Source organism: Paraburkholderia denitrificans (genome assembly GCF_042655705.1).
Taxonomy (GTDB): domain Bacteria; phylum Pseudomonadota; class Gammaproteobacteria; order Burkholderiales; family Burkholderiaceae; genus Paraburkholderia; species Paraburkholderia denitrificans.
Genome location: NZ_JBHSMP010000013.1, coordinates 52112 through 66063, shown reverse-complemented (window position 1 = coordinate 66063; position 13952 = coordinate 52112). Strand labels below are relative to the sequence as shown.

12 protein-coding genes and 1 riboswitch are annotated in these 13952 nt (G+C 65.5%); of the genes, 10 read left to right on the top strand and 2 right to left on the bottom strand.

Annotated elements, in window-relative coordinates:
* Positions 1–58 precede the first annotated feature (58 nt).
* Positions 59–1789, bottom strand: coding sequence for an isovaleryl-CoA dehydrogenase (locus ACFPTO_RS09740; protein WP_377711141.1), 1731 nt, complete (start codon positions 1787–1789; stop codon positions 59–61).
* 314 nt (positions 1790–2103) lie between these two features.
* Between ACFPTO_RS09740 and ACFPTO_RS09735 the strand changes: the two genes are divergently transcribed.
* Entirely contained in the window at positions 2104–3732 is a 1629-nt protein-coding gene (locus ACFPTO_RS09735) for a GMC family oxidoreductase (protein WP_377711140.1), read from the top strand.
* Between the two features lie 47 nt (positions 3733–3779).
* On the opposite strand, the gene ACFPTO_RS09730 is transcribed toward ACFPTO_RS09735, so the two are convergent.
* Positions 3780–4709 carry a LysR family transcriptional regulator gene (locus ACFPTO_RS09730; RefSeq protein ID WP_377711138.1) on the bottom strand — a complete coding sequence of 310 codons (930 nt, stop codon included), beginning with the start codon at positions 4707–4709 and terminating at the stop codon, positions 3780–3782.
* A 111-nt stretch (positions 4710–4820) separates the two neighbouring features.
* Here ACFPTO_RS09730 and ACFPTO_RS09725 point away from each other — a divergent pair, with 111 nt between their 5' ends.
* The 9 genes from ACFPTO_RS09725 (at position 4821) to ACFPTO_RS09685 (ending at position 13919) form a co-directional block, all read left to right on the top strand.
* Positions 4821–5297 carry a CidA/LrgA family protein gene (locus ACFPTO_RS09725; protein ID WP_377711137.1) on the top strand — a complete coding sequence of 159 codons (477 nt, stop codon included), beginning with the start codon at positions 4821–4823 and terminating at the stop codon, positions 5295–5297.
* A 55-nt stretch (positions 5298–5352) separates the two neighbouring features.
* Positions 5353–6075: an LrgB family protein gene (locus tag ACFPTO_RS09720; protein ID WP_293034342.1), complete on the top strand. Its 723-nt coding sequence runs from the start codon at positions 5353–5355 to the stop codon at positions 6073–6075.
* 138 nt (positions 6076–6213) lie between these two features.
* Positions 6214–6645, top strand: a complete 432-nt coding sequence (locus tag ACFPTO_RS09715) for a DUF29 domain-containing protein (RefSeq protein ID WP_377711135.1) — start codon at positions 6214–6216, stop codon at positions 6643–6645.
* A 232-nt stretch (positions 6646–6877) separates the two neighbouring features.
* Positions 6878–7690 (top strand): glycosyltransferase family 2 protein, encoded by an 813-nt coding sequence (locus ACFPTO_RS09710; protein ID WP_377711134.1) that lies wholly within the window; start codon positions 6878–6880, stop codon positions 7688–7690.
* Positions 7691–7886: 196 nt separating this feature from the next.
* Positions 7887–8003: riboswitch (S-adenosyl-L-homocysteine riboswitch) on the top strand.
* 33 nt (positions 8004–8036) lie between these two features.
* Positions 8037–9455, top strand: coding sequence for an adenosylhomocysteinase (gene ahcY, locus ACFPTO_RS09705; RefSeq protein WP_377711133.1), 1419 nt, complete (start codon positions 8037–8039; stop codon positions 9453–9455).
* Positions 9456–9520: 65 nt separating this feature from the next.
* The gene (locus ACFPTO_RS09700; RefSeq protein ID WP_377711131.1) at positions 9521–9874 is read left to right on the top strand and encodes a phage holin family protein; all 354 of its coding nucleotides are present in this window, start codon (positions 9521–9523) and stop codon (positions 9872–9874) included.
* 21 nt (positions 9875–9895) lie between these two features.
* Entirely contained in the window at positions 9896–10726 is an 831-nt protein-coding gene (gene metF, locus ACFPTO_RS09695; RefSeq protein WP_377711129.1) for a methylenetetrahydrofolate reductase [NAD(P)H], read from the top strand.
* 408 nt (positions 10727–11134) lie between these two features.
* On the top strand, positions 11135–12766 hold the full coding sequence (locus ACFPTO_RS09690) for an ABC transporter substrate-binding protein (protein ID WP_377711128.1): 1632 nt from the start codon (positions 11135–11137) through the stop codon (positions 12764–12766).
* Positions 12767–12905: 139 nt separating this feature from the next.
* Entirely contained in the window at positions 12906–13919 is a 1014-nt protein-coding gene (locus ACFPTO_RS09685) for an ABC transporter permease subunit (RefSeq protein WP_377711127.1), read from the top strand.
* The last annotated feature ends 33 nt before the right edge of the window (positions 13920–13952 follow it).

Here is a 13952-nt window from a genome sequence, read left to right as displayed (position 1 = left end):
GGTCGCTCCTCGGAGCTTGAGTGTTCGAATGATCGTGCATGGCGCAGCGGACTGTGAGTCAGATGGCCGGGAACGCGCGCGCCACTAACGCCGCATGGTCGAACCGCGCAGGCAGCGTGCCGGCCACGCGGCCGCAGTTGCCATTGCCGTCGCCGTCGCGTTCGCCGAGCCGCGTGGCGATGAAGGCGTCGGCGACTTCCTGCGGCCCCTCGCGCAACAACAGTGCCTGGGCGATCAGCACGATCTGCTGCGCGATGTGCCGTGCGCTCGCTTCGCGCGTGCCAGGCGCACCGTTGAGCAGTGCAGAAAGACGATCGAGCGCGGCTGTGAGCACCGGATGCCCCTGCGCCTCGCGCCGCCACGCGAGAAAGAGCGCCTGGGCGGCGTCGGCTTCGCGTTCGAGCGCGCGCAGCACGTCGAGGCACATTACGTTGCCCGAACCTTCCCAGATCGAGTTGACCGGCGCTTCGCGATAGAGGCGCGCCATCGGACCTTCCTCGACGTAGCCGTTGCCGCCCCAGACCTCCATGGCCTCGCCGGTGAACGCAATCGCGCGCTTGCAGACCCAGAACTTCGCGGCGGGCGTGACGATGCGGCGCCATGCGCGCTCTTCGGGCGACTGGGCGACATGCTGGGTGCCGTGCGCGCCAGCGTCTTCCTCGAACGCATGCGCGAGGCGCATGAACAGCACCGTCGCGGCCTCCGATTCGAGCGCGAGATCGGCGAGCACGTTCTGCATGAGCGGCTGATCGGCGAGCAGACGTCCGAATGCGCTGCGATGGCGCGCATGATGGATCGCCTCGACGAGCGACGCGCGCATGAGCGCCGCGCTGCCGATCACGCAATCGAGCCGCGTGTAGTTCGTCATTTCGATAATGGTCTGCACGCCGCGTCCCTCGTCGCCGATCATCACGCCGTACGCGTCGAAGAACTCGACTTCGCTGCTTGCATTGGAGCGGTTGCCGAGCTTGTTCTTCAGGCGCAGCACGTTCACGGCGTTCTTCGTGCCGTCCGGCGCGAAGCGCGGCACGAAGAAGCACGAGAGGCCGTCGTGAGCGCCGCTGCGCGCGAGCACCAGATGCGCGTCGCATTGCGGCGCGGAGAGAAACCACTTGTGCCCGGTCAGACGGTACCCGGCGCCGCGTCCGGTGGCCGCACCCGTGGTGGTAGCCGCTGCGTGCGCTTCGGTGCGGTTGCTGCGCACGTCGGAGCCGCCCTGCTTTTCGGTCATGCCCATGCCGATCATCATCGACGTCTTCTGCTGCCACGGCAGGTCGCGCGGATCGTGCTCGCGCGCGTACAGGCGCTCGCGCAGCGTTTCGAAAAGCGCGTGCTCGCGCCGCAGCACGGGGATGCTCGCGAAGGTCATCGTGGTGGGGCACAGCGCGCCCGATTCGATCTGCGCGTGCAGGAAGTAGCCCGCGCAGCGCGCGGCCATCGCGCCGGGCTGCGGGTTCGAGAACGGCAGCGCGTGCAGGCCCTCGGCACGCAGCAGCGCGAGCAGGCGATGCCAGGCCGGATGAAATTCGAGCGCGTCGATGCGCTCGCCGCGCGGACTGTGCGTGAAGAGTTCGGGCGGGTGGCGATTGGCGAGATCGGCGAGCGCGATCACCTCCGCGGTGCCGAGGCGCGCGCCGTCGCGTTCGAGCGCCTCGCGATGCCACCCGGCGCCCGCGCGCGCGAGCGATTCCATGAGCGCGGCGTCCGTGGTGAAGAGGTTGTAGCCGGCGAGCGGCGGCGCCTGATTCGTGACCTCGTGGCTCGTGCCGGGGCGATGTGCTCTTTCCATCTGCCTGTCTCCTTTGGGCCTTGGGCGCGGGTGCGCGCGGCCTTGTCTGATTATGGTGACTGCGTGGTGACTGCGCGATTGCGAGCGCATTCCATCCGCTGGCCGAAACTTTAGGGGTCCGATGGCTGCACCGGTTGTCATCATAGGCGGGCGCGCTTTCTGCCGCTTCCTGCCGATTAGAGGGAAGGCTCTGACATAAGTGTCGCGCTTCGCTCCGCTCGCTTCCTACAATGCGCAAAAAAAACAAATTATCAAACGCGCGTGCGTCGGGTGCGACCCAGATGCAACGCCGATAAAGACAGACGGAGAAGAGGGTGGAATACGACTACATCATCGTGGGCGCCGGATCGGGCGGCGCATCGCTGGCCGGGCGGCTCGCCTTGCGCTGTCCCGAAGCGACGATTGCGCTGATCGAAGCCGGTCCGCACACCGAACGCAATCTGCTCGTCAATATGCCGATGGGCGTCGCCGGGCTCGTGCCGCGCGCGATGAAGAACAACTACGGCTATGAGACCGTGCCGCAGCCGGGGCTTGGGGGGCGGCGCGGCTACCAGCCGCGCGGACGCGGCTTTGGCGGATCGAGCGCCATCAACGCGATGATCTACACGCGCGGCCATCCGCTCGACTACGACGAATGGGCGAAGCTCGGCTGCACGGGCTGGGCCTTTAGCGACGTGCTGCCGTACTTCCTGCGCGCCGAGGACAACACGCGCGGCGCGAACGCCTGGCACGGCGCGGGCGGGCCGCTCGGCGTCACGGATCTGCGCGACCGCAACCCGGTGGCGGAGCGCTTCGTGCAGGCCGCGCTCGAAGCGGGCTTTCGCGCAAATAACGACTTCAACGGACCCGATCAGGAAGGCGTCGGCTTCTATCAGGTGACGCAGCGCGGCGGCGAGCGCTGCAGCGTCGCGCGGGCGTACCTGTATGGACGTGAGCGCCCGAACCTGCACCTGATCGCCGATGCGACCGTGCTGCGCGTGACCTTCGACGGCGAGCGCACGACCGGCGTGAACGTGGCGCGCGGCGGCCGGGTCGAGGAACTGCGCGCGCGCGGCGAAGTGATCCTCGCGGCGGGCGCGTTCAACACGCCGCAACTGCTGATGTGCTCGGGCATTGGCCCGGCCGAAGAATTGCGCGCGCATGACCTGCAGGTCCGTTACGACGCGCCCGAGGTGGGCCGCAATCTGGCTGACCATATCGACTACACCTACAACCTGCGCGTGAGAACGACCGATGCGTTCGGTTATTCGCTGCGCGGCTTCGCGAAGATGGCGCCCGCGCTCGCGCGTTACGTCGGTTCGCGGCGCGGCATGTTCACGTCGAACGTCGCGGAGGCGGGCGGCTTTCTGAGGAGCCGCCCCGGTCTGGACCGGCCCAACCTGCAATTGCACTTTTGCACCGGGCTCGTCGACGATCACAGCCGCCGCATGCACTGGGGCCACGGCTATTCGCTGCACGTGTGCGTGCTGCGTCCGGCGAGCCGGGGCACGGTCACGCTCGCAAGCGCCGATGCGCGCGTCGCGCCCGTGATCGATCCGGGCTTTCTCTCCGATGCGCGCGACATGGATGCACTTGTCGCGGGCGTGCGGCTCGTGCGGCCTATTTTCGATGCGGCGCCGCTGGCGGAGCTTGGCGGGCGCGAACTCTACGCGCACGCCGGGCAGACGGACGCCGAACTGCGCGCGACGATTGCCGCGCACGCCGACACCATCTATCACCCGGTCGCGACCTGCCGCATGGGCGGCGACGCGCGGTCGGTCGTCGATACGCAGTTGCGCGTGCGCGGCGTGCGTGGATTGCGCATCGTCGATGCCTCGGTGATGCCGACGCTGATCGGCGGCAACACGAACGCGCCGACCGTGATGATCGGCGAGCGTGCGGCGGACTTCATCGCGCAAACGCGCCGCAAGGGTGAAACGGCCAGGGAAAGCGTGGTGGCCTGAGTGAGAACTGAGCCGCGGCTGCGCGTTTTTCGGCAGCCGCGCGCGCCTCATTCGCCCAGCCCGGGCGGCAGCACGAAATCGTCGAGAAACGACGAGGGCTTGCCGAAAGTCTCCTTCGCCACCGCGAGCCAAGCGCGCGCCGCATGTGACAGGTACGCGTTGCGCTTCCAGCCAATCGCCATATCCCAGGTGATTTCGGGCTCGCTCACGGGCAGGCACGTGAAGCGCGCGGCGTCGAGCCTGCGGCAGTACGGGGCGGGCAGCAGCGCGATCCCGACGCCCGCGAGCACGAGCGCCGCCATCAGATCCCAATGTCCGCTGCGCCCGACGATCTGCGGCACGAAGCCCGCTTCGCGGCACGCGTGCTGCACGACGTCGTTCAGGGCCAGGCTCTCGCCGTAGAACACGAACGGCTCGTCGGCGAGTTCGGCCAACGGCACGCTCGCTGCGCCGTCCCACCGCGAACCCTTCTGCGCGACGAGCCACAGCACTTCATGCGAGATCGGCAGCACGTCGATCGTTGCCGGATCGACCGGCTGCAGCACACCGCCCAGTTCGAGTTCGCCGGAAATCAGCGCGGCTTCGATTGCGCGCGAGCCCTGCTCGAAGAGCTTCAGCTCGATCCTCGGGTAGCGCTCGCGGAACGTCGCGATGGCGGGCGTGAAGAGCGAGCCGCCCATCGGTGGCACGCCGATGGTCAGCTCACCGCGGCCAAGCGTCTCCAGATCGTCGATTTCGGCCTGCAACTGCGCATGTGCGGCGAGCACGTCCTGGCCGCGCTGCCAGACGATGCGGCCCGCGTCGGTGAGCACCATCTGGCGCGTATCGCGCAGCAAAAGCGGCGTGCCGATCTCGTCTTCGAGCGCTTTCACCATCTTGCTGATGGTCGGCTGCGTGACGTGCATCTGCTCGGCGGCGGCGGTGAAACTCTGTTGCCGCACCACCTCGATGAAATAGCGAAGCGCGCGTAGCTCCACGGTTCCGGCTCCTGATTCCAATCTGGAATGATTTGGATAATTCTAAGTCATTATATTTATGCTGCGACGCAACCTATACTGGGCTCTTCCCAATGTCACCCAGGGTTTGCCATGACCACTCAACGCTCAACGACGAAAGCCTCGCGGCAAGTGGGCGCAGTGGCGCGCATCGGCTTGATCGCGGTGCAGTCGGCCCTGATCGCCGGACTCTGGTTCGCCGCGGACGACTTCGCGCGGGCGACGCATCTGCCCGTGCCGGGTGGCGTGGTCGGCCTCGTCGCGCTCCTCGCGCTGCTGTTCTGCGGCGGTGTTGCACCGCGTTGGGTCAAGGCCGGCGCCGACTGGCTGCTCTCCGACATGCTGCTGTTCTTCATTCCGGCCGCCGTGGCGGCCGTGCAGTACGGCGGGCTGTTCCGCGCCGACGGCTGGCGGCTTGCGCTCGTCGTGGTCGGCGGGACGCTGATGGTGATGGTTTCCGTGGCGTTCGCCGTCGAACAGGCCGCGCGTTTCGAGCGCCGCCTCGCGCTGCGCCGCGTGCTGCAGGCGCGCCACCTTACGCGTCACGCGCATCACGCGCGTCATGCCTGAACCGGCGGTGCAACACCGCTCCGATTGATTGATTGCTTTACAGGATGATCGCGTCATGAACACGTTTATTGCCTCCTTGTTCGCCGACGATGCCTCCCGGCTGATTGCCGCGGGCTGCCTGATCCTGACTGTCGTGCTCTATTTCGCGTCGAAGGCGCTTTACGCGCGCGTGCGCTCGCCGTGGCTCACGCCGCTCGTCGCCGTACCGGTCGTGCTGGGCGCGATCGTGCTCGCGCTGCACATTCCGTATCCGGTCTATTTCGAGGACACGCGCTGGCTCATGTGGCTGCTCGGCCCGGCGACGGTCGCGTTCGCGGTGCCGATCTACGAGTATCGCGAACTGCTCAAGCGGCACTGGATCTCGCTCGCGGCGGGCGTGGGCGTGGGCATTGTCGTCGCCGTGGGCGGATCGCTCGCGCTCGCGAAGCTCCTGCACCTGTCGCCCGAACTGCAGCGCAGCCTGATGACGCGCTCGGTTTCGACGCCGTTCGCCTTGGCCGTTTCCGACAAGATCCACGCGCCGCGCGATCTCACGGCGCTTTTCGTGATCGCGACGGGCGTGTGCGGGATGCTGTTCGGCGAACTGGTGCTCGCGCTCGTGCCGCTGCGCACGCGTCTTGCGCGCGGCGCGCTGTTCGGCGCGGCGGCGCACGGCGTGGGCACCGCGAAGGCGCGCGAACTCGGCAGCGAGGAAGGTGTGGTGGCGAGTCTCACGATGATGATCGCGGGTGTCGTGATGGTGCTGCTCGCGCCGGCGCTCGGCTTTTTGCCGGTGTGACTGCCGTACCCGCCGTACCTGCCGTCCGGCGCCGAATGGCGCTGAAAAGCCGGAGGTGACGGCACGAAGGCGGGAGAAGAACCCTTTCCCCAGGCCGGTACAATGGCGGCAGATGTGATCGGTCTGGAGGGCCGGAAAATGGGAACGAGCTACGAGAAGGACGTGGTGGCATGGGCGAACGAACAGGCGGCGTTGTTGCGTGAGCGCAAGTTCTCGGCGCTGGACATCGAGCATCTGGCAGAGGAGATCGAGGACGTGGGCAAGAGCGAACAGCGGGAACTGATCAGCCGTATGGCCGTATTGCTCGCACATCTGCTCAAATGGCAGTTCCAGTCTGCGCGGCGAGGCGCGAGCTGGCAAAGGACTATCAAGGCTCAACGGCTGGATGTGGCCTACCTTCTGGATGAGGCGCCCAGCCTCAAGTCCAGGTTGGCCGATGCGGACTGGATGCGTGTTGTGTGGGCGAGGGCGCTGGCGCAGGCGGTCAACGAAACCGGTCTCGATGTGTTCCCAGAAACCTGTCCGTGGTCGATGGAGCAGGTACTCGACGAGGATTTCATGCCGGACTGATGGTCGTTTCTGGATCGTCGGAAGTCGGGAAGCCAGCCTTGGGGCTGGCTTTTTTATCGTCTGTGCGAATGCGGTGCAACCCCGGCGCGACTACAGCGCAACCATGCGACTCTTCGGCGCGGTTGCGCCTTTAGCGGCTGCGCGCCGCACCATTTTCAGATTTCCCGGATCGCGGCCGGTCTATCATGGACAGCGTTGCCGCGCTTGTTGCGGCTTGACAGCGACGTTACCCATGCCGCCCATCTCAATCATCGTTCCGTGCTACAACAGCGCGCCAACGCTCGCGCGCGCCCTCGACAGCTGCATCGCGCAACGCGAAGCCGTGCAGATCCTCGTCGTCGACGACGGCTCGACCGACGCATCGGCTGAAATCGTGTTCGGCTATGCCCGCCAGGATACGCGCGTGCATCTGTTGCAGATGCCGATGAACAGCGGCGCGGCGCGGGCACGCAATTGGGGCGCGCTGCACGCGACTGCTCCGGTGCTGGCCTTTCTCGACGCCGACGACGAATACATGCCCGGCGCGCTCGCCGATGCGGGCGCGTGGCTCGAACAGCATCCCCAGGAAGCCGCGATCCGGCTCGATGTCGAGTTCGCCGGCTTTCCTGAATCGGTGCTTGCGCATCCCGACTTCCCCATGCACGCCGCGACGCTCAGCAACACGGTGCCGAGCAGTCTCGTGATCCGCCGCATCGCGTTTCTCGCGCTGGGCGGTTTCCCGATCGACGACTTCTTCCGCCAGTACGGCGGCGAGGACGGCGCGCTCTCGTGGGCGCTGCGCGAGACTTTTGGCCAGCGCCGGCTCGACGATGCGAAGCGCGTGCGCATGCACTATCACTACAACATCCACGCCGAGCGTTTCTTCCGCATCCAGGCCGGCCTGCAAACGCCCGATCCGGGCGATAGCGCGGCGGTCGTCCAGTGCTCGCGCCAGTTCCTCGATCAGGCGCTCGCCGCCGTGAAGCAATTGCGCGCGCTCAACGTGAGCGAAGCTGTGAATCCGCGCGCCGCCGCGGTGGCCGGCGAGATCGCCAGCTACACCTGAACTCCCCCGTGCCCGCGCGCAGCGATGCGCGCGGCGCCCGCGGCGCCCACATCACCCACGTCGCCCGCAGCGCCGTTCGCTGCGCATCCGCCAGGTCCGCCACATCTGCCACATCCGCCCGTGATGTCGCCGCGCGTGCATTTGTGCGACGCGGTAGTTCCGACGGCGCGATGCCGATTTGCTACAATCACGCCTCGTCTCCGAGGAGCGTTGCGACGGGCTGAGCATTACGCATGCAGCCCGCCAGGCTCGGAGGCGCTCAATCCGGTTGTTTCATAGTCAGGCAACCGCATCGAAACGGCGCTCACGTCTTTAATTTCTAGTCACTTTTAGAAAGGAGGGCGTGATGAACGCCGCAATTCCGCAAGCTCAAGTCAAAGATTTCGTTGTCGCCGATATGTCGCTTGCCGCCTGGGGCCGCAAGGAACTCGATATCGCCGAAACCGAAATGCCCGGCCTCGTCCAGATCCGCGACGAGTACAAGGCGCAGCAGCCGCTCAAGGGCGCGCGCATTGCCGGTTCGCTGCACATGACGATCCAGACGGGCGTGCTGATCGAAACGCTCAAGGCGCTCGGCGCCGATGTCCGCTGGGCCTCGTGCAACATCTTCTCGACCCAGGACCACGCCGCTGCCGCCATCGCGCAGGGCGGCACGCCGGTGTTCGCGTTCAAGGGCGAATCGCTCGACGAATACTGGGAGTTCTCGCACCGCATCTTCGAATGGCCGAACGGCGAGTTCGCCAACATGATCCTCGACGACGGCGGCGACGCAACGCTGCTGCTGATCCTCGGTTCGAAGGCCGAAAAGGACCGCTCGGTCATCGCCAGGCCGACGAACGAAGAAGAAGTCGCGCTCTACAAGTCGATCGCGCAGCACCTCGACAGCGATCCGTCGTGGTACTCGAAGCGCCTCGCGCACATCCAGGGCGTGACTGAGGAAACGACGACCGGCGTTCACCGCCTGTACCAGATGGAGAAGGATGGCCGTCTGCCGTTCCCGGCGATCAACGTGAACGATTCGGTCACGAAGTCGAAGTTCGACAACCTGTACGGCTGCCGCGAGTCGCTCGTGGACGGCATCAAGCGCGCGACCGACGTGATGATCGCGGGCAAGATCGCCGTGGTCGCGGGCTACGGCGACGTGGGCAAGGGCTGCGCGCAGTCGCTGCGCGGCCTCGGCGCGACGGTGTGGGTCACCGAAATCGATCCGATCTGCGCGCTGCAGGCGGCGATGGAAGGCTACCGCGTCGTGACGATGGAATACGCCGCCGACAAGGCCGACATCTTCGTGACGGCCACCGGCAACTACCACGTGATCGGCCACGACCACATGAAGGCGATGCGCCACAACGCGATCGTCTGCAACATCGGCCACTTCGACTCGGAAATCGACGTGGCGTCGACGCGCCAGTATCAGTGGGACAACATCAAGCCGCAGGTCGACCACATCATCTTCCCGGACGGCAAGCGCGTGATCCTGCTGGCCGAAGGCCGCCTCGTGAACCTCGGCTGCGCGACGGGCCACCCGTCGTTCGTGATGTCGAACTCGTTCACGAACCAGACGCTCGCACAGATCGAACTGTTCACGCAGGGCGCGAAGTACGAGAACAAGGTGTACGTGCTGCCGAAGCATCTGGACGAGAAGGTCGCGCGTCTGCACCTCGCGCGCATCGGTGCGAACCTGACCGTGCTGTCCGACGCGCAGGCATCGTACATCGGCGTCGACAAGAGCGGTCCGTTCAAGCCGAACCACTACCGTTATTAAGTCGTTGACGGGAGTAAGCGCTAAAGCGCCAACTCCGGCCGACACCTCAAGAACAAGGAGCTCTCATGACCGTGCTGCTGACCTGGCTGATCAACGCGCTTGCACTCCTGATCATCACCTGGCTCGTTCCGTCGATTCACATCCGCAGTTTCGGCACCGCGCTGATCGTCGCCGTCGTGCTCGGGCTCATCAACACCATCCTGCGGCCGGTGCTGATCCTGCTCACGCTGCCCGTGACGATCATCACGCTCGGGCTCTTCATTCTCGTCGTGAACGCGCTGTGCTTCTGGCTCGCGGCGACGCTGCTGAAGGGCTTCGAGGTGTCGGGTTTCTGGTCGGCGTTCTTTGGCTCGATCCTGTACAGCATCGTGTCATGGCTGCTGTCTGCCCTGATTTTCGGCAACCGCTCGCTCGGCTAACCGGGCCGCGGCCATCCCATCATGAAACCGATCGAACTTTCATTCGAATTTTTCCCGCCGAAGACGCAGGACGGCGTCGAAAAGCTGCACGCCACCCGCGCGCAGCTTGCGACGCTCAAGCCGAAATTCGTCTCGGTGACGTTCGGCGCGGGCGGCTCGACGCAACAAGGCACGCTCGACACCGTCGTCGAGATTGCGAAGGACGGCATCGAAGCGGCGCCGCACCTCTCGTGCATCGGCTCGTCCAAAGAGAAGCTGCGCGAAATCCTCGAGCAGTACCGCTCGCACGGCGTCCGCCACATCGTCGCGCTGCGCGGCGACCTGCCCTCGGGCATGGGCGAAGTGGGCGAGCTGCGCTACGCGTCGGAACTCGTTGCGTTCATCCGCCAGGAAACCGGCGACACGTTCCACATCGAAGTGGCCGCGTATCCCGAATATCACCCGCAGGCGCGCTCGCCGCGTCACGACATCGAAGCGTTCGCGCGCAAGGTGAAGGCGGGTGCGAACTCGGCGATCACGCAGTACTTCTTCAACGCGGATGCGTACTTCCGCTTCGTCGACGACGTCCGCAAGCTGGGCGTGGACGTGCCGATCGTGCCCGGCATCATGCCGATCACGAACTACTCGCAGCTCATGCGCTTTTCCGAAATGTGCGGGGCGGAAGTGCCGCGCTGGGTCGCGAAACGCCTTGAGAGCTTCGGCGACGACCGCGAGGCGATCCGCGCGTTCGGCCTCGATGTCGTGACGGATCTGTGCCGCCGTCTTACCGATGCCGGCGCGCCCGGGCTGCACTTCTACACGCTCAACGGTGCTGCAGCGACGAAGTCGATCTGCGAGCGGCTCGGACTCTAAGGCTTCCGTAAGGCTCCAGTCGCGCGTTCATCACCAGTACCGCCTGCACGGCCCGCTCGTCCCCGCGTTTCATGTTTGACACGCGGGCGGTGAAGCGGGCCGTTCTCATTTCTCCGCCCTTGCGCCCGTGCGCTCGTGCGCTCGTGCGCTCGTGCGCTCGTGCCGCGAGTCGCGCCAGGGCGGTGGCGCGCGTGACGGTTCAAAATGTCGGGACAGCGAAGTTCGCTTCGCGCAACAGGCGCAACCCGTGCCAATCGGGTAACCCGGCGTCACGTTCGAGGTGCAACCGGTCCTGTCAACCCGGCGTTTTCCATGGTCCACCAGGCCCCGTTATCTGTTGTGACGGGCACGACAGGTCTTGTAAGATCGCGCTACGCCGGCGCTGTCCGGCACCGAACTGGAGGAAATATGAAAGGAAACAACCTGTTGCGAGCTGCGCGGCTCACGTCGCTCGCCGCGCTCGCAGCGGCATCGATTGCGGGCGCCACCGTAGCGCACGCCGCGGGCATCCCGAACAAGACGCTGGTTTACTGTTCCGAAGGCAGCCCCGCAGGCTTCGACCCGGCGCAATACACGACCGGCACCGACTTCACCGCGGACACCTTCACCGTCTACAACCGCCTCGTCGAATTCGAGCGCGGCAGCACGAAGGTCGAACCGGGCCTCGCGCAATCGTGGGATGTTTCCGCCGACGGCAAGACCTACACGTTCCATCTGCGTCATGGCGTGAAGTTCCAGACCACGGCGTTCTTCAAGCCGACGCGCGAATTCAACGCCGACGACGTCGTCTTCACGTTCGATCGCATGCTCGATCCGAGCCAGCCGTTCCGCAAGGCGTACCCGGTGTCGTTCCCGTACTTCACGGACATGGGCCTCGACAAGCTGATCACCAAGGTCGAGAAGGTCGATCCGTACACCGTCAAGTTCACGCTGAACGAGCCGAACGCGCCGTTCATCCAGAACATGGCGATGGAATTCGCGTCGATTCTCTCGGCTGAATACGCCGATAAATTGCTGAAGGCCGGCAAGCCCGCCGACCTGAATCAGTATCCGGTCGGCACGGGCCCGTTCATCTTCAAGAGCTACACGAAGGATGCGACGATCCGCTTCGACGGCAATCCCGACTACTGGAAGCCGGGTGCAGTGAAGATCTCGAAGCTGATCTTCTCGATCACGCCGGATGCGAGCGTGCGCGTGCAAAAGCTCAAGCGCGACGAGTGCCAGGTGATGAGCTATCCGCGTCCCGCCGACATCGCCCCGCTGAAGGCCGAGCCGACCGTCGCGATGCCGTCGCAGCCGGGCTTCAACCTCGGCTACCTGTCGTACAACGTCGAGCACAAGCCGCTCGACAACGCCGACGTGCGCCACGCGCTCGACATGGCGATCAACAAGAAAGCCATCATCGAATCGGTGTACCAGGGCGCGGGCCAGCTCGCGACGAACCCGATGCCGCCGACGCAATGGTCCTACTACAAGAACCTGCCGGCGAACGCATACGATCCGGCCAAGGCCAAGGCGCTGCTTACGAAGGCGGGTGTGGCCAACGGTCTCGAGATCACGCTCTGGGCCATGCCGGTGCAGCGTGCGTACAACCCGAACGCGCGTCTGATGGCCGAGATGATCCAGGCCGACTGGGCGAAGATCGGCGTGAAGGCGAAGATCGTCACGTATGAGTGGGGCGAGTACATCAAGCGCGCGCACGCGGGCGAAGACGACGCGATGCTGATCGGCTGGACGGGCGACAATGGCGACCCCGACAACTGGCTCGGCACGCTGCTCGGCTGCGAGGCCGTGAACGGCAACAACTTCGGCAAGTGGTGCTACAAGCCGTTCGACGAGCTGATCCAGAAGGGCCGCACGACGTCCGATCAGGCCGCGCGCACCAGGCTCTACGAGCAGGCGCAGCAGATCTTCGCGAAGCAACTGCCGTTCTCGCCGATCGCCCACTCGACCGTCTATCAACCGGTCAGCAAGAAGGTGATCGACATGCGCATCGAGCCGCTCGGCTATGCGCGCTTCGACGGCGTCGGCATGCAGTAATGCCGCGCGCCGCGTCCTGACCGGGCTTTCGTCCGGTCAGGACAGGATTTGGAAAACTGGCCGAATCGGGTCCGGCGACAGGGGTCACGAGCCTCCGTCGCCGGTTGCATTTCATTTCAAGCTTTCGGGGGAACAAACCATGTTCCGCTTCGTACTGCGCCGTATCGGCATGGTGATACCGACATTCATCGGCATCACCATCCTCGCGTTTGCGCTTATCCACCTGATTCCGGGCGACCCCATCGAAGTGATGATGGGCGAGCGCGGCGTCGATCCGCAGATGCACGCCGACGCGATGCATCGCCTCGGCCTCGACGAACCTCTGCCGATGCAGTATCTCCACTACGTCGGCCACGCGCTGAAGGGCAATCTCGGCACCTCGATCATCACCAACACGAGCGTGATGGGCGAGTTTCTCGCGCGCTTTCCGGCCACCGTCGAACTCTCGTTGTGCGCGCTGGTCTTCGCGCTCGCCATCGGCCTGCCCGCGGGCGTGGTCGCGGCGCTCAAGCGCGGGCGTCTCGTCGATCACGGCGTGATGGGCACCGCGCTCACCGGCTATTCGATGCCGATCTTCTGGTGGGGCCTCATCCTCATCATGGTGTTCTCGTCGAAGCTCGGCTGGACGCCCGTGTCGGGCCGCATCGCCGTCGAATTCGACATTCCGCGCGTGACCGGCTTCATGCTGATCGACTCGCTGCTGCCCGGCACCGACGAAGGCTCGTTCCGCTCCGCCGTGAGCCACCTGATCCTGCCCGCCATCGTGCTCGGCACGATTCCGCTCGCCGTGGTCGCGCGCATGACGCGCTCGTCGATGCTCGAAGTGCTGCGCGAGGACTATATCCGCACCGCGCGCGCGAAGGGCCTCTCGCCGCTGCGCGTGATCGTCGTGCACGCGCTGCGCAATGCGCTGATTCCCGTCGTCACCGTGATCGGCCTGCAGGTCGGCACGCTGCTCGCGGGCGCGGTGCTGACCGAAACGCTGTTTTCCTGGCCCGGCGTCGGAAAGTGGCTGATCGATGCGATCAGCCGCCGCGACTATCCGGTGGTGCAGGGCGGCATCCTCATGATCGCGACACTCGTGATCGTCGTGAACCTGTGCGTCGACTTGCTGTACGGCGTGCTGAATCCGCGCATCCGTTACACGAGGTAAGCCCGTCATGAACCGATTCCCGCACTACACTCA

Bases quoted from the DNA above. Each gene is read 5' to 3' on its own strand.
- ACFPTO_RS09740 (WP_377711141.1), bottom strand. From the start codon at position 1,789: ATGGAAAGAGCACATCGCCCCGGCACGAGCCACGAGGTCACGAATCAG.
- ACFPTO_RS09725 (WP_377711137.1), top strand. From the start codon at position 4,821: ATGACCACTCAACGCTCAACGACGAAAGCCTCGCGGCAAGTGGGCGCA.
- ACFPTO_RS09720 (WP_293034342.1), top strand. From the start codon at position 5,353: ATGAACACGTTTATTGCCTCCTTGTTCGCCGACGATGCCTCCCGGCTG.
- ACFPTO_RS09715 (WP_377711135.1), top strand. From the start codon at position 6,214: ATGGGAACGAGCTACGAGAAGGACGTGGTGGCATGGGCGAACGAACAG.
- ACFPTO_RS09710 (WP_377711134.1), top strand. From the start codon at position 6,878: ATGCCGCCCATCTCAATCATCGTTCCGTGCTACAACAGCGCGCCAACG.
- ahcY (WP_377711133.1), top strand. From the start codon at position 8,037: ATGAACGCCGCAATTCCGCAAGCTCAAGTCAAAGATTTCGTTGTCGCC.
- ACFPTO_RS09700 (WP_377711131.1), top strand. From the start codon at position 9,521: ATGACCGTGCTGCTGACCTGGCTGATCAACGCGCTTGCACTCCTGATC.
- metF (WP_377711129.1), top strand. From the start codon at position 9,896: ATGAAACCGATCGAACTTTCATTCGAATTTTTCCCGCCGAAGACGCAG.
- ACFPTO_RS09690 (WP_377711128.1), top strand. From the start codon at position 11,135: ATGAAAGGAAACAACCTGTTGCGAGCTGCGCGGCTCACGTCGCTCGCC.
- ACFPTO_RS09685 (WP_377711127.1), top strand. From the start codon at position 12,906: ATGTTCCGCTTCGTACTGCGCCGTATCGGCATGGTGATACCGACATTC.